Annotated in this window: 16 protein-coding genes; 8 read left to right on the plus strand and 8 right to left on the minus strand. The window is 56.0% G+C overall.

Translation table 11 applies throughout. The annotated features are described in order from the left end of the window. Window positions 1-340: 340 nt before the first annotated feature. The 3 genes from Abci_RS01680 (at window position 341) to Abci_RS01690 (ending at window position 3,527) form a co-directional block, all read left to right on the plus strand. Window positions 341-1,264: a thiamine pyrophosphate-dependent dehydrogenase E1 component subunit alpha gene (locus Abci_RS01680; RefSeq protein ID WP_244877559.1), complete on the plus strand. Its 924-nt coding sequence runs from the start codon at window positions 341-343 to the stop codon at window positions 1,262-1,264. A gap of 94 nt (window positions 1,265-1,358) precedes the next feature. Then, window positions 1,359-2,387: an alpha-ketoacid dehydrogenase subunit beta gene (locus tag Abci_RS01685; protein WP_048837416.1), complete on the plus strand. Its 1,029-nt coding sequence runs from the start codon at window positions 1,359-1,361 to the stop codon at window positions 2,385-2,387. 3 nt (window positions 2,388-2,390) lie between these two features. Then, window positions 2,391-3,527, plus strand: a complete 1,137-nt coding sequence (locus Abci_RS01690; RefSeq protein ID WP_048837417.1) for an acetoin dehydrogenase dihydrolipoyllysine-residue acetyltransferase subunit — start codon at window positions 2,391-2,393, stop codon at window positions 3,525-3,527. Window positions 3,528-3,640: 113 nt separating this feature from the next. On the opposite strand, the gene Abci_RS01695 is transcribed toward Abci_RS01690, so the two are convergent. From Abci_RS01695 to Abci_RS01705, 3 genes are all read right to left on the minus strand, one after another. Beyond that, complete coding sequence (locus Abci_RS01695; protein WP_048837418.1) at window positions 3,641-4,927, minus strand: NAD(P)/FAD-dependent oxidoreductase; 1,287 nt, start codon at window positions 4,925-4,927, stop codon at window positions 3,641-3,643. A 121-nt stretch (window positions 4,928-5,048) separates the two neighbouring features. Continuing rightward, window positions 5,049-6,101, minus strand: coding sequence for a WD40 repeat domain-containing protein (locus Abci_RS01700; RefSeq protein ID WP_048837419.1), 1,053 nt, complete (start codon window positions 6,099-6,101; stop codon window positions 5,049-5,051). After that, window positions 6,098-7,087: a CobW family GTP-binding protein gene (locus Abci_RS01705; protein WP_048837420.1), complete on the minus strand. Its 990-nt coding sequence runs from the start codon at window positions 7,085-7,087 to the stop codon at window positions 6,098-6,100. Before Abci_RS01705 ends, Abci_RS01700 begins: the two co-directional genes overlap by 4 nt. 250 nt (window positions 7,088-7,337) lie before the next feature. Between Abci_RS01705 and Abci_RS01710 the strand changes: the two genes are divergently transcribed. Next, window positions 7,338-9,173, plus strand: a complete 1,836-nt coding sequence (locus Abci_RS01710) for a Hint domain-containing protein (protein WP_048837421.1) — start codon at window positions 7,338-7,340, stop codon at window positions 9,171-9,173. 20 nt (window positions 9,174-9,193) lie between these two features. On the opposite strand, the gene Abci_RS01715 is transcribed toward Abci_RS01710, so the two are convergent. From Abci_RS01715 to Abci_RS01725, 3 genes are all read right to left on the minus strand, one after another. Next, the gene (locus Abci_RS01715; RefSeq protein WP_048837422.1) at window positions 9,194-10,567 is read right to left on the minus strand and encodes a chloride channel protein; all 1,374 of its coding nucleotides are present in this window, start codon (window positions 10,565-10,567) and stop codon (window positions 9,194-9,196) included. A gap of 218 nt (window positions 10,568-10,785) precedes the next feature. Next, window positions 10,786-11,712, minus strand: a complete 927-nt coding sequence (locus Abci_RS01720; RefSeq protein ID WP_084597477.1) for a cation diffusion facilitator family transporter — start codon at window positions 11,710-11,712, stop codon at window positions 10,786-10,788. 81 nt (window positions 11,713-11,793) lie between these two features. After that, window positions 11,794-12,894, minus strand: coding sequence for a cation diffusion facilitator family transporter (locus tag Abci_RS01725; protein ID WP_048837423.1), 1,101 nt, complete (start codon window positions 12,892-12,894; stop codon window positions 11,794-11,796). Between the two features lie 125 nt (window positions 12,895-13,019). Here Abci_RS01725 and Abci_RS01730 point away from each other — a divergent pair, with 125 nt between their 5' ends. Then, a complete protein-coding gene (locus tag Abci_RS01730) occupies window positions 13,020-14,678 on the plus strand; it encodes an NAD(P)/FAD-dependent oxidoreductase (protein ID WP_048837473.1) in 1,659 nt (552 codons plus the stop codon). Between the two features lie 4 nt (window positions 14,679-14,682). Here Abci_RS01730 and Abci_RS01735 read toward each other — a convergent pair whose 3' ends face one another. Then, window positions 14,683-15,474, minus strand: a complete 792-nt coding sequence (locus Abci_RS01735; protein ID WP_048837474.1) for an alpha/beta fold hydrolase — start codon at window positions 15,472-15,474, stop codon at window positions 14,683-14,685. 232 nt (window positions 15,475-15,706) lie between these two features. Between Abci_RS01735 and Abci_RS01740 the strand changes: the two genes are divergently transcribed. From Abci_RS01740 to Abci_RS01750, 3 genes are all read left to right on the plus strand, one after another. After that, window positions 15,707-16,531 (plus strand): hypothetical protein, encoded by an 825-nt coding sequence (locus Abci_RS01740; RefSeq protein WP_048837424.1) that lies wholly within the window; start codon window positions 15,707-15,709, stop codon window positions 16,529-16,531. Window positions 16,532-16,749: 218 nt separating this feature from the next. Then, complete coding sequence (locus tag Abci_RS01745; protein WP_048837425.1) at window positions 16,750-19,158, plus strand: TonB-dependent receptor; 2,409 nt, start codon at window positions 16,750-16,752, stop codon at window positions 19,156-19,158. A gap of 213 nt (window positions 19,159-19,371) precedes the next feature. Beyond that, window positions 19,372-20,184, plus strand: coding sequence for a mechanosensitive ion channel family protein (locus tag Abci_RS01750; RefSeq protein WP_048837426.1), 813 nt, complete (start codon window positions 19,372-19,374; stop codon window positions 20,182-20,184). A gap of 74 nt (window positions 20,185-20,258) precedes the next feature. Here Abci_RS01750 and Abci_RS01755 read toward each other — a convergent pair whose 3' ends face one another. Continuing rightward, window positions 20,259-22,250, minus strand: a complete 1,992-nt coding sequence (locus tag Abci_RS01755; protein WP_048837427.1) for an OPT family oligopeptide transporter — start codon at window positions 22,248-22,250, stop codon at window positions 20,259-20,261. Window position 22,251: the final 1 nt, after the last annotated feature.

A 22,251-nucleotide genomic window follows, 5' to 3' on the forward strand; every position in this document is an offset into this window, starting at 1 on the left:
CAACTGCTTGTCTCAAACCACCCCCTGATACCGGGCCGGTGAAGGGACGGCCATAGCCCGACACGTCACAGCTCTGACAATGAAGGCCTTTTTTGGGAAATGGCAGGCGGTATGTTTCTCAGCCTATAGCGGAAAATTTCGCTGTTTTGTGCGAGTTTTAGGACGCTGTTTCACGGTTCTGACATAATTTAAGAAATTCACATATACGTGTATCACATAAATTGAACTGACAGATGTCATGCATGTTGTAACACTCGGCACGTTCCTCAGAACATGAAAAGAAATAAAGGAATTTTCCGTGCAGATAGCCAGAGACATCTTGCTTCAGTCATACCGCGCCATGCGCACGATCCGCGTGTTTGAAGAGCGCCTGCATGTTGAATTCGCAACTGGCGAAATTCCGGGCTTCGTCCATTTGTATTGCGGTGAGGAAGCCTCAGCCGTGGGCGTGTGCGCGCATTTGACTGATACGGATACAATTGCCAGCACACATCGCGGGCACGGCCATTGCATTGCCAAAGGTGTGGAAGTGCATGGCATGATGGCGGAAATTTATGGCCGCCAGACCGGTGTATGCCGCGGCAAGGGTGGCTCCATGCATATTGCAGACCTCTCCAAGGGTATGCTGGGGGCCAATGGTATTGTGGGCGGCGGCCCGCCGCTGATCTGCGGGGCGGCTCTCTCCCACAAAACATTGAAAGATAACGGCGTTGCCATCGCTTTTTACGGGGATGGTGCGTCCAATGAAGGCTTTACGCTGGAAAGCCTGAACCTTGCCAGTGTGTGGAAACTGCCTGCCGTGTTCGTGGTGGAAGATAACGGATATGGTGAGGCTACAGGCTCCTCTTACGCCTGTGCTGGTACGCAGAAGGACCGTGCAGCCGGGTTTGGCATGACGTATCTGGAATGTGACGGCACGGATTTTTTTGAGGTGTATGAAACAGCGCGTGAAGCCATAGAGCACGCCCGCTCAGGCCGTGGCCCGGTTATGCTGCATGTTCATTTAGCCCGGTGGTATGGCCATTTTGAAGGCGATGCCATGACCTACCGCGCCGCAGGGGAAGTGGCGCGGGAAAAAGAAAACCGTGATTGCCTCAAGATTTTTCGCGAAAAAGTGACTGGTGCCGGGCTGCTGGATGCCTCTGCGCTGGATGATATTGATACCGCAGTAGAAGATGAAGTTGAAAGCGCCGTGCAGGCTGCCAAGGCCGCCCCGTGGCCGGAAGACAGCGCCCTGATGGCGGATGTTTACGTTACCTACTGACCATACGCCATGACCACGGCACAGCGCCGCCTGATGCACCGCGTAACAGGATGTCATCAGCGCTAGGCGTTTTAAAAAGGGACGAAAAAAGACAATGAGTAAAAAGAGTTTTCGTCAGGCAATTAATGAAGCACTCCGTCAGGAAATGCGGCGTGACCCAACAGTTGTCCTTATGGGCGAAGATATTGCAGGCGGGCAGGGCGGTACCTCAGGCGTGGAAGATGCCTGGGGCGGTGTGCTGGGCGTCACCAAAGGGCTTTATACGGAGTTTGGGCCTGAGCGCGTTCTGGATACCCCTATTTCTGAGGCAGCTTATATTGGGGCAGCCGCCGGTGCGGCGGCAACAGGCCTGCGCCCGGTAGCGGAACTGATGTTTGTAGATTTTATCGGCTCCTGTCTGGATCAGGTGCTTAATCAGGCGGCCAAGTTCCGGTATATGTTTGGTGGCAAGGCGCGCACACCCATGGTTATTCGGGCCATGTACGGCGCAGGGTTTAATGCCGCAGCCCAGCACAGCCAGTCTCTCTACCCACTCTTCACCCACATACCCGGTTTGAAAGTGGTTATTCCCTCTTCCCCCTATGAGGCCAAAGGCCTGCTCATAGAAGCCATCCGGGATGATGACCCGGTGATCTTCCTTGAAAACAAAGTGATGTATGATGAAGAGGAAGATGTTCCTGATGAATCCTACACCATCCCGTTTGGTGAGGCGAACATTACCCGTGAGGGCGATGACGTAACCATTGTGGCTATTGGCCGCATGGTAGGTATGGCCAACGAGGCCGCAGACCGCCTTGAAAAACAGGGCATTACCTGCACGGTTATTGACCCCCGCACGACCTCCCCGCTGGATGAACAGACCATTCTGGACTGTGTGGCGGAAACTGGCCGTCTTATTGTGGTGGATGAGTCCAGCCCACGCTGCAACATGGCGTGTGATATTTCCGCTCTGGTGGCGGAACAGGCTTTCCATACATTGAAAGCTCCCATCAAGCGTGTTGTGCCGCCGCATACGCCGGTACCTTTTTCCACACCGCTGGAAAAACTCTACATGCCCAGCGCAGAGAAAATTGAAGCTGCTGTAAAATCCGTTATGTCGCAGACCACGCGTGAGGTTGCCTGAACCATGAGCAAAACTCCCATAGCCCTGACCATGCCCAAATTCGGCCTTGCCATGACAGAGGGTAAGCTGGCGTCCTGGACGGTGCAGGTTGGCCAAGCCGTAAAGCAGGGTGATGAACTGGCGGATATTGAAACCAGCAAAATCACCAGCGGGTATGAAAGCCCTGCTGCCGGTACGCTGCGTAAGCAGATTGGGCAGGCGGGTGAAACCCTACCCGTAGGTGCCCTGATTGGCGTGCTGGCGGATGCAGACGTGTCCGATGCGGATATTGAGGCCTTCATTACGCAGTTTCAGGCTGAACAGGCACCGCAGGAGGGTGCTGATGAGGCTTCTGCCCGTGCCAGCGGACCGCAGACCGTGCAGGTTGGGGATTATAGCCTGAATGTGCAGGAAAGCGGGTCCGGCACGGGCTTGCCTGTGCTGCTGATACATGGTTTTGGCGGTGACCTGAGCAACTGGCAGCTTACGCAGGAGCCTTTGGCGGCACACCGCCGGGTGATCAGCTTTGACCTGCCGGGCCATGGGGCGTCCAGCAAAAGCGTGCAGGATGGCTCTCTCACCGCACTGGCAGCAAGCGTTGCAGAGCTTTTGAAAACGCTTGATATTCCCAAGGCGCATATTGTCGGCCATTCGTTGGGTGGCGGCGTTGCCCTGTCCCTGCTGCGTGACCAGCCAGAGAAAGTGGCCTCCCTGACCCTGATTGCTCCGGCAGGTGTGGGGAAGACTGTTAATGCAGACTTCCTGTCAGGTTTTGCAGAAGCGGACCGTAACCGCGCCATGCAGACCGAGCTTGAAAAACTGGTGCATAACAAGGCCCTGATTGGCCGCAAGATGGTAGATGCCGTTATGCGTGCCCGCCGGTTGGATGGCGCACGGGATGCCTTGCGCACCATTACAGCAGCCTGTTTTGAGCAGGATAAGCAAAAAGATGCCTTATTGCCGGTTCTGGAAAATGCCAAGGTGCCAGTACAGGTTTTCTGGGGGCAGGAAGATGCCATTCTGTCAGTAGAGGCAGCATCCAGCTTGCCAGACCATGTGGCAACACACCTCTACCCGGATGTAGGGCACCTGCCGCAAATGGAAAAAGCAACCGAGGTCAATAAACTGATCGAAAGCTTTCTGGAAAAAGCCGAGGCTTAAACGCCCCTGCGTAAAAGGCCGGATGTGTAAAAACCTTCGGCCCTTTCTCTCTGTTTCGGAACAGATAAAAAGGCTGCCACACTAGTCAAGTGTGTGCAGCCTTTTTGCTGGTGTTAGTCCATCCGCACGGAAGGACGCACAAAACCATCCAGCCAGTCACTCAGGCACGCAATCAGGCCACGGCGCAGGCCGTAAAGTTCAATCTGGTGCTGGCGATACAGCGCCGTGTGGCCCAGACGGGCGCTCAGGCCATGCAATGCACCGCCACCAAAGGTCTTGCCGTCAGGGAACGTACCCCAGCCATTATAGCTACCCAGAGCCACAATGGCCCCCTTGTTGTTGAACGTGAAAGCCGGGACAGGCTTCTGGTTCAAAATCCAGGCTGGCAGATGTTTGGCCAGATGGTGGGCTTCCTGCCGGGCAACCTGTGCCGTGGGGGGCAGAGGATCATTCTGAATGGACGAGCAGTCACCCATAGCGAAAATACGGTCATCCACCGTGGTCTGCAAACTGGGTTTGACCACAAACTGGCCGCCGCGTGTGCATTCCAGCCCGTCCAGTGCGCGGGTAACATCCGGAGCCTTGACCCCTGCCGCCCAGACCCGGAACTGCGCATCCACACGGGATCCGTCCTTGAGCAGAAACCCGCTTTCATCCACACCGCTGACCATAGCGCCGGTGCGTACGGAAATATTCAGCGCCTCAAGCTGTTTGTGAGCGGCGGCGGATACATCTTCGGGGAAGGAGGGTAAGATACGTGGGCCGGCTTCCAGCAGGGTTACGCGCATATCCGGCGTTTTGGGGGTAAAGTTGTAAAGGGAGCCAATTTCCAGCGCCTTGTGCAGTTCAGCCGCAAGCTGCACACCGGTCGCCCCGCCACCCACAATGGCAATATCGACCGGTGTCCCACGGCCATAAGCCTGAAGCAGGGCATGGCGGAAGCGCTCGTTGAAGTTATTGGCCTCCACAACGTTATCCAGAAAGATGCAGTGCTCCAGCACACCCGGCGTACCAAAGTCATTGGCGCGGGAGCCTATGGCAAACACAATGCCATCATAGTCCAGGTAGCGTTCTTCCAGCACCACATTGTCATCATCTTTCTCCACAAGTGGAGCAAGCGTGATGCGGCGGTTGGCGCGGTCCAGCCCGGAAATCTCACCATAGCAGAAGCGGAAATTGTGCCCTGCCGCGTGGGAGATGAAGGTAATACGGTCGTTCTCGTTTCGGGCTGTGCCAGCGGCAAAGCAATGGAGCATGGGTTTCCAGACATGGGAAAAACCCTTGTCTACCAGCGTAATGTCCAGCTTGCCTGACCGGCCAAGGCTTTTGCCAAGCCGTGTTGCCAGAGCAAGACCGGCAATGCCGCCCCCCACAATAACCAACCGAAACGGATTACTCATACCGATACTGTCCTTCCGTGCTTTCCCCCTCATCCGGCGGAAAGCGGATATACGCAATGCACTGCTTGTTGAGGTCACGCAAAAGTTGTCTGCCAGACGCTACAGGTCTGGCAGACCTGTGTCAGGCTGAGGCGAGGTCTACCAGACCGATCAGCCCTTCTTCCGTACCAAACCCAAGCGTGCAGCCATCTGCGCTATAGGCCAGAGCACTTATGGAGCCGCTACCGTCCAGCACTACTGGTAGCACTCGTTGCGTCGCAGGTTCAATCATCAGCACTGTGCCATCGGCAAATCCGGCAGCTACAACTTCCTGCGTGGGGTGGAAGGCAACCTGTGTGCACAGCGCCCCGCCAGCCCCGGCCAGTTCCTGCGGTGGTTTGCCCATGGGGCCGCCACCAAAGAACGGCCACATGACCACAACATCCGCCCCGCTGGTGGCCAGCCACTTGCCATTGGATGAGAACGACATGGAGCGCACTTTGGTAGGGTAGCCACTCATGCGGATATTATGCCCGTCTGAAAGTCGCCAGCCGTGCAGGTCATTATCCTGCATGGCGGTTATCAGGGCTTCACCCTGCGGGTGCATGGCAATGCCAATATGGCTGCCTTTCCATTCCAACAGGCGCGGGTTGTCACTTTTGGACTGCGTGTACCACAGCGAGGCCCCATTATAATGAGAGGCCCCCAACCGCTTGCCTTTGTTGTCAAACGCAATGCCGGAGACGGAGGTTGGGTGCTCAAAGGTTTTCAGGAGTGTCCGGCCTGTGGCATCGCGCAGTTCCACCTGCTTGCCTGCGGCAGAGGCAATGAGAGCGGTTTTGGCATCCACATAGGTTGTAACATGCTCAACCCAGCGGCGGCTTTTGCCCAGTTCCTCAATTTCTCCGTGCATATCCACGCGGCACAGGCGACCATCATCGCCACCGGTTAAAAAGCCCTGTGGGTCTGTATCTGGCGTAATGCACAGGGTTGCGCCGTCGTGCACGGCGTAAGTGCGCCAGCTTGCGGTATCGGTCAGGTCTCCCCGGTGGGCGATAATGACATCGCCTTCCGCAGTAGTGAAGGCAAAGCGCTGGTTATCGCGGGATGCAGCACAACCGGTGATGTGCCCTTCCACCACACGAAAAGCACCGCGTTTTTCAATAAGGCCACGCATGGTCTGGTTTTCGGTCATGCTACGGCACAGCTTTCAAACCCACGGCGGAGTTGAGGGCGGTTCAGGTTACGGCCAATAAACACAAGGCGGGACTCACGGGCCTCACCGTCTTTCCAAGGCCCAATTGCGTTGCCATCCGCCATCATATGCACGGCCTGAAATGCAAAGCGTTCCGGCTCACCTTCAAAATTCAGGATCCCTTTGGTGCGCAGCATGTCCGCCCCTTTTTCCTGCAACAGTGCGCTAATCCACATTTGGAAGCGCCCGGCATCCAGCGGGGTTTTCACAACAAGGGAAACACTGTTGATGTCTTCTTCGTGCTGGTGGTCCGGGTTTTCAAGGAAGTTGGGCATGTTTTCCAGCACGCGCTGGAGATCAAACCCGCCCTGATCCATCACATCAGTCAGCTTCACATTGCCTTTGCGGGCACGGTGGATGGGCGCAAAGGCGTTGATGGCGCGCAGGGCGGCTTCCACTTCTGCCAGTTTGGCATCATCTACCAGATCCGTCTTGTTCAGGATCATGACATCCGCAAATGCAATCTGCTGGTGAGCTTCCGGGCTTTCTTTCAGGGTCTGTTGGATGTTCAGGGCATCCACCACCGTTACAACAGCGTCCAGCCGGGTTTTGGCGCGTACTTCTTCATCCGCAAAGAAGGTCTGCGCTACGGGGGCGGGGTCTGCCAGCCCGGTGGTTTCAATAATAATGCCGTCAAACTTGCCACGGCGCTTCATCAACCCACCCAGAATGCGGATGAGGTCACCCCGCACGGTGCAGCAGATGCAGCCATTGTTCATTTCGAACACTTCTTCATCGGCATCAACCACTAGGTCGTTATCAACGCCCAGCTCACCATACTCGTTAATAACAACCGCATATTTGCGGCCATGCTCGGCGGTCAGAATATGGTTGAGCAGGGTGGTTTTGCCTGCGCCCAGAAAGCCGGTGAGCACGGTAACGGGAACAAGACCGTCCGACTGCGCGGGGGATGTGGGATCGGACATGAGGGTATGGCTCCGGTATGAACGTGGAAAGGTGCACTCACATATAAGGCGTGGGCCAGTTTGATGCCAGAGAGCATGAGAGAAAGCCAAATATTACATCAGGTCAATGAGATGGAAATGATTTGATACTGTGTTATAACAAAGTTGTTATGAGGCCGAGAAAGATCGGGTCTTCAGTCGAAAATTAAAATATTTGTTAATAACTCTCTGTCTTTTATTCGAACCGAATTGTTAAAAAGGATTCGACGAGATGACAGCGTATGTCTCCCCTTCCGGCGTCACGTACACGATCACACCTTCTTTCTTGGGTAGTACGGTCACGATCACTGATCCAGACGGTTCCACCACCGATCTGGGTTATATTCTCGGTTCGAAAATCTTAACGACTGATGGAGGCACGCTCTCCATCATTTCTCTGCTGGGCTTGGGCGGAGGTAATTATGTTATTCCGCCCACCATTAGTGGCAATGTAACAACCCTGGTGGCGCTTTTGAGCGGGGCGACAATTTATGTAGGCGGCACGGCCAGCATTAATACAGCGGCCTCCGTCCTGTCAGGGGCAACTGTTAATGTTAATGGTGGTTCAGCCACTGTTGGGAATAACATTATTGCCGGTGCTCTGTCCGGCCTGACCGTAAACCTGACAAATGGTGGCACATTTAGTAATGGCTCCGGCCTCATTGCTTTGCTGAATGGTACGACCATTACGTTTGGCAAAGGAGGCGGCACCTTTATTGCCAATGCCGGGGGCACGCTCCTGAATCTGTCTGGTACAACAATCAGCGGGTTTGATAGCGCGAAAGATTATATCAAATTCGAAAATCTGTCAGATCAGCCTAATTATTACCAGATTGCCACAACAACACTTGGTACAGGTCAGAGTATTACGGTTTATAACGCCAGCAAAAATGTAATCGCCACCATAAACGTCGGTGGTCAGTCCTTTACAACAGGCACGTACTCAGCCACCGGGGTAGGGCCGCTTACCGTTTCCAGCGATGGTACGTCTCTTAGCCTTGAGGCTACGCCAGCCGTCTGCTTTGTGCAGGGTAGTCTTCTCCGCACACCGGAGGGAGACCGTCCGGTGGAAGATCTGGCGATTGGAGACACGCTCGTCACCTTTGAAAACGGCGTGGAAGCACAGCAGGTTGTGACCTGGGTTGGCTCCCGTCAGGCAACAGTCAGGCCGGAGCTGTTTGATGACCGGGCAGGCTATGCAGTCAGAATTCGTAAAAATGCTATTGGGCACGGCTTGCCGTATGAAGACCTGCTGGTAACAGCCGAGCACTGCCTGCTGTTCAAGGGCAAGTTTGTGCCTGTTCGTATGCTGGTCAATGGCTCCTCCATTTTTTACGATAAGAGCCTTCAGCACTACACCTATTACCATGTTGAGACGGAGCAGCACGCCGTCATTATCGCCAACGGCCTTCAGACCGAAAGCTATATGGATACAGGTAACCGGCGGACATTTACGCAGCATGGGACCTGTGCACGGCTTCCATCAACCAGCCATAAAACATGGGAGCAGGATGCCGCCGCGCCATTGGCCACAGATCAGCTTTTTGTAGAGCCTGTTTTCCGTGCATTACAGAAAAGGGCTGCTGCGCTGGGCCTGGGGGAGGAGAAGGCACCGCAGGATCTGACGCATGATGCTGATATTCATCTTGTGACACACACAGGAAAGATCATTCGGTGCCTGCGCAAACAGGGGAGCAGAGTTGTGTTTGCGCTGCCAGCAGAGGTGCAGCAGGTCTGGCTGGTGTCACGTTACAGTCGCCCGGCCGATGTTTTGGGAGCGTTTGTGGATGACCGGCGGCAACTGGGGGTACTGGTGGGTGGGCTTCAGCTTTGCGACAAGGCTGGGCACATTACCCCTCTTACAGACGTACTGACCGCCAAAGACCAGATTGGTTGGCACGGGTGTGAGGAGGGCGGCCATGCACGTTGGACAACAGGGTGGGCCGAAATTTCTCTCCCCCCCGCACAGGGGCAGGCGGAAAGGCTGCTGGCACTGGATATTAAGGCTGGCGGCCCTTACCTGATACAGCGTGAGGTAGTTGCAAACCGGGTAAGTGTTGGGAGCTGAAAGGCCTCAGCCCTCCTCCGTTAGCGGGCAGTATCTGTTGCTGTTATCGGGCGGCTGGAGGGCCGGGACTTGGGCGCGGCGGACCGCAGGAATTTCACAGCCAAAGCGCCGTAAAGAGCGTGGCTGCATATGGCGCGGGACACACCAAAGGCAAGGAACGCACTGGCCAGAAGCGCCAGTGTAACCTGCTGGTTGTCACACATTTCCATAACAATAACGGTTGCCGTCAGGGGGGACTGGGTCACTGCGGCAAAATAGGCCACTGTGCCCAGCAGCACTACGGCACCGGGGGTTGTATGGGGCAGAAACTGCGCAACCCACCCGCCCATACCTGCTCCAACGGAAAGAGAAGGAGCAAACAGCCCGCCGGGAATACCGGAGCAGTAGGACACAATGGTAGCAAGGCATTTGAGTACGAAATAAGAAGCGGGGTAGTGGTCTGACCCCATAATGATACCGCGTGCCTGCAAATAGCCAGTGCCGTAGGTCATGCCGCCGGAAACAAGACCAATGACCGCAAGAACCAGACCACATAGCGCGGCAAAGCTGATGGGGTATTTTGCAACAAAAGACCCTATACGTCCCGGGAGCCCGCGTGAAATGCGGATGAGCAGGGCGGAGAACAGGCCACCGCTTATACCGCCCACAATGCCACAGGCCAGCACCGCCAGCCAACTGACCCCAACCGGCACCACGGAATCCGTGTGGCCAAAATAGGTGTAGTTTCCCACTAGAGCTATGGCGGTTACACCGGCCAGCACAACGCAGGTCAGCATGGTGCCACTGGTCCGCTGTTCATAAGAATGCGCCAGTTCTTCAATGCCAAACACAATCCCTGCCAGAGGGGTATTAAAGGCTGCGGCCACCCCGGCAGCGCCACCCGCTTTGATAAGCGCGTGCTGGCGCACAGGGTCGTTCACGCCCATGAAGCGCCCGACCGTATGCATGATGGACGCCCCAACCTGAACGGTAGGCCCTTCACGCCCTATGGACGCCCCGCAGAGCAGGCCAAGGGAAGTGAGGAATATCTTGGCAATGGCAATCTTGAGGGAAAGGACTTTGTCTACAACCCGGAAGTCGTGCAGGTGCATGCAGGCAATGGCCTGCGGAATACCGCTTCCTTGTGCGCCCTTGAACCATTTACGCGTAATCCATGTGGAAAGGGCCAGCCCACCGGGGGTGACAACCAGCATCAGCCAAGGGCTGAAGGCAACAATATGGTTGCGCAGGGCAGCGGCCTTGTCTGCCAGTGCTGCAAAACTGACTGCAACAATACCAACAGCAATGGCCCCGGACCAGTAGATGAGTTTACGCCGCCAGTTGACGGTACCTGCTTTGGCCTGTTCACGAATGTGACGAAGCTGAGCGGACGCTGCGGTTACGCTGGCCGGCATATCAAAATCCTGCTTTTCAAGAAAACACCGCGCCTTTTAGCATGATCTTCTTTGAAGGAAAGAAGAGTGTTCAAAGAAAAAGGCATTTCAAAAACAAACTTTATAACACTTTTTTACATGCCGTTTAGGTAACAGCAGGGGCGTGCACGGGCTTTTAGTGCGCCTTTAATCAGACGCAAGGTTGCCGCGTAAGTTCCCGCATATATCGTAAAAAAGCCTTAGGTGGACGGTGTTTCAGGTCTTGGCCAGAACACAATGCCCTCATGTTTGGCCATGTTATCCGGTTCAACATGAATATGAACCAGCGTATTGCCCATCTGGCGGCGCAGGCCGTGTTCTATCCGGTCACAGATATCGTGCGCTTCTGTCACCGTCATGGCGCCGGGTACAATCAGGTGAAAGTCCAGAAATGTCATGGCGCCCACAATGCGGGTCCGGATGTCGTGGGCCTCAATGGCGCCACGCCCGTTGTCGGCAATAATATCCCTGATCTGGTCTATGGTTTCCGGGTCGGGTGCCTGGTCCATCAAGCCTGCAATGGAGTCCCGCATAACACCCCAGCCAACCCGTAGCACGTTCAGGGCAATCAGCCCCGCCAGCACGGCATCCAGTCTGGCCCAGCCGGTTAGCGGAATCAGCACCATACCGACCACCAGCCCAGCCCCGGTCCATACGTCCGAGAGCACGTGCTGCCCACCTGCCACCAAGGCAGGCGAACGGCGGGCGCGGCCTGCCTGTAACATGGTCAGGCCCCATAACAGGTTAAGAGCCGTAGCCGCGCCATTAAGGGCAATGCCAATATATGGCGCCAGTGTTGGTTGAGGGTGCAGCCAGCCCTCCACGGCTTCCCGCGCAATGACAAAGGCAGTCACCAGCACCAGTGCGCCTTCTGCCACGGCAGAGAGATATTCGGCTTTGTAGTGGCCGTAGGTGTGGTTGTGGTCTGCGGGGCGCTCTGCAACGCTTAAAGCCCATAAGCCACCAAGAGCGGACACAACGTTAATGATGGTCTCAATGGCATCGGAATAGAGCGCAATGCTCCCGCTGCTGACCCACGCGGCATATTTCAGCCCAAGGGCCACAAGGCTGACCAGCAGGCTGCAAACAGCAATGCCTTTGTTGGTTTTGGGGAGCGGCAGCGACAAAACGGACAAACCCTTGTGTCAGGGGGAGAACAGGGCAGCCTGTGGCCGGGCTGCCGGATACGGACGCAGGTGCTGGGTGTATCAGACCGAGTGCGGGTCTGTCAGGGGGCAGTTTGACACATAAAGCGCGTCTTCAATCTGAATTGTGGGGTGCTGAATACCAAATTCAGTCCGCAGGCCATCTGTCGCACGGTGCAGAACGGACGCTGCGTCTGTGCCTTTGCCGTCAGGAGCCGTGTTGACCAGATGGACGGTCAATGCCGTCTCGGTCGTGCTCAGCGCCCAGATATGGAGGTCATGAAGGTCCGCAACGCCGGGGAGTGCACGCAGATACGCCTCCACTTTGGCGTAATTGACAGAGCGCGGCACGGCATCAAGCGAGAGGTCCAGTGAATCCCGCAGCAGGCCCCATGTGGTCAGAACCACAAGAACGGAAATGGCAAGACTAATGGCAGGGTCTATCCATGTCAGGCCGGTCAGCAGCACAAGCCCTCCGGCAATCACCACGGCTAAGGATGTCACAGCATCTGAGACCATATGCAAAAACGCCCCACGGATATTGAGGTCGTTTTTCTGGCCAGAGGCAAAAAGCAGCGCCGTGCCGCCGTTAACCAGAATACCAATGGCGGCAACAATCATGACGGTTTTGCCTGCCACCGGCGTAGGGTCAAACAGCCGCCCGATGGACTCCCACGCCACCCCGCCGGTCACAACCAGAAGAATGACGGCATTGGACAAAGCTGCCAGAATGGAGGAGCGCCGTAGCCCATAAGTAAACCGCGTGGACGGTGAGCGTTTGGAGAGCACTTCCGCCAGCCAGGCGGCAGCAAGTGCGAGCACGTCAGACAGATTGTGCCCGGCATCCGCCAGCAATGCGAGAGAGTTTGAGAGCACCCCCCACACGGCCTCGGCAGCCAGATACACAACATTCAGCGTAATGCCGATGGCAAAGGCTTTGCCGAAGGAGGCTGGCGCGTGAACATGGTGATGCCCGAATCCGTGCGCATGATTGTGCCCGTCATGTGCGTGATCATGATTATGGTCGTGATCATGACCGTGGTCATCAGTGTGGGAGCACGGAGCAGCCTGAGCATGGTCGTGCGGCGCATCGTGCGTGTGGCCGCCACAGTTTACAGGGGCCGAGCCGTGGGAATGGGCGTGCTGTGGGGGTGTGTCGGCCATAAAATCCTGCCTGCTGGAGGGCTGATGTGCCGCTGTGCCGTTGCGCTGAAGTGCTGTCCGGCATAGGGAAGCCCGGTCTTTCCCGTTATTTTGTCCTGTCTATCACATCTGATAAAGGTCGCGCCATGCTCAGACTGACCGAACTGCGGCTCCCGCTTGATCACGCCCCCAAGGACCTAGAGGCGGCTGTTTATGAACGCCTGTCTCTGGCCCCCGGAGCGCTTGAGCAGTTTAGCGTTTTTCGGCGCGGGCATGACGCCCGGCGGCGCAGTGCCATTAAGTTGGTCTATACGCTGGATTGCGTGGTGAAGGACGAAGCCGAAGTTCTGGCCCGCTACCGTGCGGACCACCCTGAGGATGTGCACGTTAACCCTACGCCAGACATGGTGTGGCAACCCCCTATCACAAATGGGGCCACACTGGCGGGCAGGCCGGGCTATAAACGCCCTGTGGTAATAGGGGCGGGGCCATGCGGGTTCATGGCGGCCCTCATGCTAGCTCGTATGGGGCTACGGCCGCTTCTGCTGGAGCGTGGCAAGGTGGTGCGTGAGCGGACAGTGGATACGTTTGCGCTGTGGCGGAAGTCCGAACTGACCCCGGAAAGCAATGTCCAGTTTGGGGAAGGCGGGGCCGGAACATTCTCCGATGGCAAGCTGTATAGCCAGGTGCGTGACCCGCGGTTTCTGGGGCGTCAGGTGCTTAGGGAGTTTGTGGCGGCAGGTGCGCCGGAAGAAATTCTCTATCTGGCGCATCCGCATATAGGCACTTTCCGGCTTGTGTCCATGGTCGAGCATATCCGTGCGGAAATTGAAGCCGCCGGAGGGGAATACCGCTTTGGCACCCGTGTTGACGGGCTGGAGCTGGAAGACGGCACCCGTCGCCTGAAAGGGGTTCGGACCGCAACAGGGGAGGTGATTGAAGCTGACCATGTTGTGCTGGCTGTAGGCCACAGCGCGCGGGACACCTTTACCATGCTGCACGAAAGCGGCGTGGACATGCAGGCCAAACCCTTTTCCATCGGGGTGCGGATTGAGCACCCTCAGTCCGTTATCGACACGGCGCAGTTTGGCCCCAGTGCGGGGAATGACCTGCTGGGCGCTGCGGAATACAGGCTGGTGCACCATGCCAGTAACGGGCGGGGCGTGTATTCCTTCTGCATGTGCCCCGGCGGGACCGTTGTTGCGGCCACGTCTGAAGTCGGGCAGGTGGTGACAAATGGCATGAGCCAGTATTCCCGTGCCGAGCGTAACGCCAATTCAGGCATGGTGGTGGACCTGCGCCCCGGTGAGGACTACCCGAACGACCCTCTGGCAGGCATTGCGTTCCAGCGGCATTGGGAGCGTCAGGCCTTTATTGCGGGCGGTGGGGATTATCGCGCCCCGGCCCAGCGGGTGGGGGATTTTCTGGCGGGGCGGCCGTCAACAACGCTCGGGGCGGTTGTGCCGTCCTACAAACCGGGCGTGACACCTACGGACCTTTCCACCTGCCTGCCAGATTTTGCAGTTGAAGCCCTGCGGGAAGCGCTCCCGCGTTTTGACCGCAAGCTGAGAGGTTTTGCGATGGAAGATGCCGTGATGACCGGCGTTGAAACGCGTACATCCTCACCTCTCCGTCTGCCACGTGGCGCGGATGGCCAGTCCCTCAACACACCCGGTTTGTACCCTGCTGGTGAAGGGGCAGGATATGCCGGGGGCATTTTATCCGCCGGCATAGACGGCCTGCGTATTGCGGAGGCCGTGGCTCTGAGTATGGCGGGCCAGCCTGTGGAAGGACTGGGGCTTTAAGCCATCAGGCTGGTTGTGTGGCCACAAACTCTTCCACAATCTGGGCAAAACGTGCCGGGGCATCTGCATGAACCCAGTGCCCTGCACCGCCCACGGTCTCCAGCACATAATGAGGAAACAGGGCGCGCATGGCGGCATAATTGCGGGCCTGAATATAGGGGGAAAGTTCCCCTTTAATAAACAGCGTAGGCCCGTTATAGGCCGTCCCGGCAGGGAGTTCCGGCCAGTCCATGATGGCAGGCAGAGCCTGCATGATCTGGTGCAGGCCTATGGCCCAGCCGGGTTTTTCCCCAAGGTTCATGTTCTGCACCATCATCTGACGCACAGCCTCATTGGGAATGACCGGGCGCAGGAGCGCGTCTGCGCCCTTACGGTCAAGCTCCGGCGGGAAAGACAGGTTTTCCAGATCAGGCGGCACGTCCATACGGGTAAAGCCGCCCTGGGCGGGGGCAATATCGGCCACAATCAGGCGCAGCACCTGTTGCGGATGGTGCAGGGCCAACATCATGGCGGTTTTGCCGCCCATGGAATGTCCCAGCACAATGGCGGGTTCAGACGTGTAATGGGCCAGTGTCTCGCGCACATCCTCTGCCATGGCGTCGTAGCTCATGGGGCCGTGGGGACTGTCCCCGTGGTTACGCAGGTCCATGGCAAATGTGCGGTGTGTTGTGGCAAGGCGGCGTTGCACAAAGCCCAGATTACGCGCCCGCCCAAACAGTCCATGCAACAGCACGATAGGGGGGAGAGCCTTTTGGGTAGGGGAGTCCGGGCCTCGTTCAATCACGTTCAGCAGCACAGTCAGTCTGATCCTTTTTGATAGGGCAGGCTGCACGGGTACAACCTTGTAGGGTGCAGTGTTACCGTTAAGCTTTCCAAAAGCGAAGGGCAGCAGGCCTTGTTTTTCTTCACCTTCCAGCGAGAGGTGTAAAAAACGGCTAAAGGCAACTTCGGCCCGTGTCAGGTGTTCTGGATTTATCAGAACGGCTCTGTGTTCATACCGCGCATTTGGAAAAGGGAAGGGGGACATCATGAAGCGTTGCCTTGTCTTTTTACAGGCGCCTGAACAGGCTGCGGCAGCCTTAGGCATGGCGGCACGGCTGGTCTCGACGCTAGGCGTGCAGGGTGTGGACGTGGTGGCGCTACGCCCGGAGCCAAAAGCTGGCACGCTTCCTATAACGTCTGAAACCACCTTTCTTTATGAAGAGCAGCAGCGCAGCCGTATTGCTGCCCTGCACGCACAGTTCTGCCTTTGGCTACAAACCGAATATCAGGAAGATCAGGCGCAACTGGAAGCAACAGCCGTCACGTGGGAAGAAACAGAGGGGGCTGCTCAGGATATTCTGCCAGACAGGGCACGGCGCGCTGACCTGATTATTGCCGCCATGAACCCCGTATCCGCGCAGGAGACAGATGTACAAGCACTGAACGCCTTAGTGTTTTATGCAGCCTGCCCGGTTCTGCTGGTGCCCTCCGGGTGGGATGGCCCATGCGGGCAGTCTGTTCTGGTGGCATGGGCCGAGAGTGCCGCAGCGCACAGGGTGCTGGACGCAGCGTCTCCCTTTTTAGAAAAGGCACACCGTGTCAGCAGCCTTATCGCTGTTGGGGAAAACCTGCCAAGCAGCCTTGCGCACACGTCTATCACTCATCTTCCTCTGCCACTTTCAGAGCAGAATACTGCGGATGTGGTGACGGTAGAGGCACAGAAACGCAAGGCGGATCTGGTTATACTTGCAATGGATCTGAGTTTTACGAACCAGAGCGTGAAGACCAACCCTATAGCTGGGTTGATGGCACACGGCATAACTCCCATTTTGCTATACAGCCCGCCAGCAAACCAGACGCACACCGCGTGAAGCTATGTGTGTTATAACTAGCAGCTCTCATATTTATTCAAGCCATATAAACTACGATTTGCAAAACTTGGTTTCATGAAAAGAAAGAGCGCTAAATTAAATTAATATTTAATATGAAAGTGATTCTCGTTCATAACAACGGAATAGAAAATTAATATTGAGAATTATTATCAATAATGGATAAAGGCGCATAATTTTATTTTTGCAGGTGCAACATTATGCGTGTTTCTCGTGTTCGTGGGGTCTTGCATCCCACGCCTTTGGCAGTGGGTCTGGCTTTGGGGTGTTCAGTAGCACCAGCATTGGCAGATGAGCATCCGTCCCCTCATCGGTCACACCGGCACCACGCGCCGACTAAAAAGACCGCTCCTGCAACACCACAGGCCCCGGTAGCGCCAGCAGCCGACACAGCGGCGACATTGAGCAACGCCAAAGGGCGTGGCCCCGACCATGTGGCGCACAAGAATGGGGCAGAAACGGAGGAGTGGACTGTTGTTGCCTCCCCCATGAACACGCTCCGCACCCCCATTGGCCTGAGCCGTATGCCGCAGGATGTGTTGCATACGCCGCAGACCATAGACGTGGTGCCTCAACTGCTCATGCAGCAGCAGAACGTTAAATCGCTTGATGAAGCCCTGAAGAACGTGCCGGGTATCACGGCCTCGGTTGGTGAGGGTGAAGGCGGTATGTCTGGGGATCAGTTTTTGATCCGGGGCTTTGCCGCACAAAATGATATTTATGAAAATGGATTGCGTGACTTCGGGGTTTATTCACGCGACAGCTTTGATTATGACCATGTGACTGTTATTAAAGGGCCGTCTTCCCAGATTTTCGGGAATGGGACAACAGGCGGTGCCATCAACATTACCACCAAGACGCCTACCGCTGGTAATCATATCAATGCCAGTTTTTCAGGCGGCAGTGGCTCTTATTACCGTGGTACGCTGGATATTAACCGCAAAATTACAGATACCATTGCCGTCCGCCTGACAGGCATGGGCAATGAAAGTAACATGGTAGGGCGGGACCAGCTTTATTCACACCGCTGGGGTATTGCGCCGTCCATTATTTTTGGTCTTGGTAAAAAACTCAATTATACAATTGAATATTTCCATCAGACCGATAATCGTATTCCGGATTACGGGGTGCCTGTCGTAACCAAACCCGGCACGGCATATGGCAAGCCTGTTACGGAATATGGCGTTAAACGCACCAACTGGTATGGCACCACGTTTGACCAGGAACAGTCCAATGTGGATATGCTGACCGGCCGCCTGCAATGGGAAATAAACCCGCATATCACGTTGTATAATGATACACGCGGTGGCCTTTACAGCCGGTATTTTTCTGCTTCTCAGGAAGGCTGTAACGCGGCTTGCACCAATGCATTCTTTTCCAGCTACCCGGAAACCGCCAAAGTATCGCGTATTGGCGGTGTAGGTGGCCCGAACCCGTACCAGCAGGATGACTGGTCTGTGCAAAACGTGGCGTCTGCCGTTGCGAATTTTACGACCGGAACCATTAAGCACCAGATGATAGGCGGGGTGGATATTGAGCATATTTACGACCGCCGCCGGAACTACGCCTACAACAACCCGGCCAGCCGTCAGTATACCAGCCTGTTAAACCCTAACCCGTATGTGCCGGGGCTTGATGTTGGTGTAGGGTCTTTGCATCCCGGAAACATTGTTAATATTCCCAATGGTGTAGGCCGCAAGGAATGGAAGACCAGTGCGGCGACAGATGTCGGGGCATTTTTCTCAGAGCAGGCATGGCTGGCCCCGTGGTTCTCGGTCAAGGCTGGTTTTCGTTGGGACCACTGGAGCAGCAACTATGCAGCAACAGGTGGTGTGGCTAGTACGGCCGATACCCGGCTGGGCCAGAAGCAGGACACCTTCAACCCCAATGTCAGCCTGATGTACACGCCAAACGATCATGCTATGGTGTATTTCAACTGGGCTGAATCCACTACGCCACTGGGGCTATACGTCACAAACAGTTCTGAGCCTCTATCACCCAAAAATTCCAAATTTGAGCCTGAACGCAGCAGACTGTACGAAATTGGCGCAAAATACTCAGCGTTCCATGATCGTATTGGCTTTACGGCATCCGTATTCCGTCTGGAAAAAGGCAACTCTCTTCTGACAGACCCAAGCAACGGCACCGTGACATCCTCTGGCGATACGCAGCGCAACCAGGGTCTGGAACTGAGTGTGTCCGGTCAGATTTTGAAAAACTGGACCATGATTGCCACCTACGCACGCTACGACAGCAAGACCACAGGCGGTACGCTTGCGGATATTGGCAAGCAGATACAGTTTGTGCCGCGCAATCAGGCAACAGTCTGGAGCACTTATGAAGTGGCGCCCAAAACTCCGTACAATCTGACGGTAGGTGGCGGCCTGACATGGCGTGAAGGCGTGTTTCTTGACACGGCCAATACAGCCAAGGTGCCTGCCAACGTAGAGTTTGATGCTGTTGTGTCTCATCAGTTCGGGCCGCGTTGGAAAGTGGCCATGAATGGTTACAACCTTGCAAACCGCCTGAACTACGGCAACCTGTTCAGTAACCGGGTCACACCTTCTGTTGGCCGTGCGTTCCTGTTCAATCTTTCTGCTAGTTACTAAACTATAGCGGAGAGCGTGTGCTGGGGGGCTTTGTCTCCCCGGCATAAATTTTTATATTTCCACAATATTATAAAACAAAATCGTAATTCTCTTTCTGGTATTACCATTGGTGTGGGCGCATTTTTCAGCCTGATAATTTGATCATCCGGTGTTTGATTGGCATACAGGCAAGTGTCGTCTTGAAGTGATCCTTTCAATCATCAGGAATTAGGTATGGAAACCCACGTTAACTCCTTATGGAACCAGTTGAACGGCTGGCTGCCCACCGTTCTTGCCTATGTTGGGCAAGTTATTCTTGCTATCATTGTGCTGCTTATCGGCTGGACCATCATTAATATGGTTATCCGGGCGCTGGACCGCATGATGGCAGCCAGCCACCTTGAACCAACACTGCGCGGTTTTCTGTTAAGCGTTGCAGGGCTGTTGCTGAAGGCGCTGCTGCTTATCAGTGTTGCCTCCATGGTTGGTATTGCCACAACGTCCTTCGTGGCGGTTCTGGGTGCTGCTGGCTTGGCCGTAGGTATGGCGTTGCAGGGTAGTCTGGCCAACTTTGCAGGCGGTGTACTTATCCTGCTGTTCCGGCCATTCAAGGTGGGGGATTCTATTACAGCCAGCGGGAGCTCCGGCACAGTCGTGGCTATCGAGATGTTTCGTACCGTGTTGTGTGATGCCAGCAACAAGTTCATTTATGTGCCCAACGGTACACTCTCCAACAATGTGCTGGTTAATTCGTCTCAGGCAGACAGCATTGCGGCGTCTGTCACCCTGTTGATTGACTATAATGACGATATTGATAAAGCCCGCGCCCTTATTCTGGGTCTGGTGCAGGATGACGCGCTGGTTCTTAAAACACCGGCTCCGTCCGTAACGTTCCTGCCGCAGCCTGCTAACGTGGCTGTGTCACTCAGTTTCTGGTGCGCTCCGGGAAATGCCACACCGTTGGTTGGTAAATATTCTGAAGCCGCTATCAAGGTGCTTAAAAAAGAAGGCTACCGCTTGGGCGTAAGTACACGCACTGCAGCGTAGTATTTTTGTGCAATGGCTTTGGTGCCATAGGCAAACGGGAAGGGCAGGCTGTTACAAAGCCTGCCCTTTTTTGTTCAGGAACGCTGCGGTTCCGCTTTGATAATTGTGCGGCAGAACCACGCACAGATAGCGCAAAAAACAATCAGGCCCGCTACAGCGGAAACAGGGGCAGGCACCCATGCGCCTAAGGAGAGTGCATCCTCCTTGCTCAGAGCGCCTGAGAGCACAGCCAGCGCCACCCCTGTCAGGCTCTCGCCAACAATGAAGCCGGATGCCAGCATGGTGGCAATACTGGCATCATGCTCTGGTGCGGCGGCGGGCATGATGCTCTCTGGCGCAAAAGAGGACGCACGGCGGTTACTCAAATGGCGTTTGAGCAGCCACCCAAGAATGGCCCCGACTGCCAGCGTTACGCTTACGGAAGGGGGAAGATAAATACCTACAGCAACACCCAAAGGCGGTAGAGCCAGTGCCCGGCGGCGTAGCAGCAGGTCCACCGCCACAAGCACGGCACCAAGCCCCATGCCGATGGACAACATCGACCAGTCGAGAGATTGCGTGAAAATACCTTTGGCGATCATGGCAATCAGGGCTGGTTGCGGGGCTGACAGTGCGTGTGCGGGGTCCATTCCGGGGCGCGGCATGGCCCCTGCAAACCCGTAAGCCTGATACAGAATATTGAGCACAGGCGGAATGACCGCAGCCCCTACAACGCACCCGGCTATCAGAGCCACCTGTTGCTTCCAGGGGGACGCCCCAACAAGCTGGCCTGTTTTAAGATCTTGCAGGTTATCGTTGGAAATTGCGGCTGTGGCAGTAATGGCGGAGAGCAGCAGGATGGTAAAGCCGGTTGCCAGAGCGTGGCCATTGGCCATCATTTCAGCGGGCATCAGGCCACAGGCCTCAAGGCCCAGAATCATCATGGCAGACAGAACGGCGGCAATAATGACAATGCCGGAAATGGGCGAGGAGGAAGAGCCGACAATGCCAGCCATGTAGCCACACGCTGCGGCCATGACAAAACCAAAGACCACACAGAAAATAACGGCAGCCGTGACAATAGGCCAGATGCCCTGCGCAACCGGAGCCAGAAAAGCTGCAAACAGCCCACCAAGCAACACAACCGTGACAGCCAGCAAAGCCCCTAATGTACGGGGGCCAAGGTCTTTATCCTGCTCCGTAACAGTTGTGGCGCGTTGCGCTTGCATCATGGAGCGCAACCCGCGTGCAACAGGGCCCATCAGTTCAATCAACGTCCAGATGGAGGCCATGGCAATAGCGCCAGCACCGACAAAACGGACCTTATGCAACCAGACGGATTGGGCAAATGCGGCAGCGGTCAGATGGTCTGTATTGGGTGTGTGAACAGTAAGCCACGGAACCCCAAAGCCCCAGGCCAGTATGCACCCCACCAGCATGGCCAGCCCTCCGGCTAACCCGACCAGATACCCAGCCCCGATCAAAGCCAGAGAAAGCCCCCCGGAGGCCTGAAACACCGCACTGCCAACGCTGGCTGTGACGGATACACTGTCTGACAGCAGGCGCAGGCCATTGCTGGCAAAGGTGAACAGCGTGGCCACAACCCCGCCACTGATCAAGGCGGACAGGCTTTTGCTGTTTCCCTCTTCCGCCCCGGCCCGCAAAATTTCTGCCGCGGCAACACCTTCCGGGTAAGGGAGAGCACTTTCCGTCACCAACGCGCGGCGCAGAGGAATGGTGAACAGCACCCCCGCCACACCCCCGGCAAGGGACAAGCCAGCCGTCTGCCAGAAGGGGAAGTTACTCCATAGCCCGGCCATAACCAGACCGGGGAAGGTTGCAAACACGCAGGACAGGGTGCCAGCGGCTGATGCCTGACTTTGCACCATATTGTTTTCCAGAATGGAGCCATTGCCCAAGGCCCGCAGCACCGCCATGGAAATAACCGCAGCGGGGATGGAGGACGCAAATGTCAGGCCAATACGCAGGCCGAGATAGACGTTGGATGCCGTGAACACGACGGTAATGAGCGCCCCAAGAATAAGGCCGCGCACGGTCAGTTCTCTTGGGGTCAGGGGGTGCGCCATA

The organism is Acetobacter cibinongensis, from assembly GCF_000963925.1.
GTDB classification, from domain to species: domain Bacteria; phylum Pseudomonadota; class Alphaproteobacteria; order Acetobacterales; family Acetobacteraceae; genus Acetobacter; species Acetobacter cibinongensis.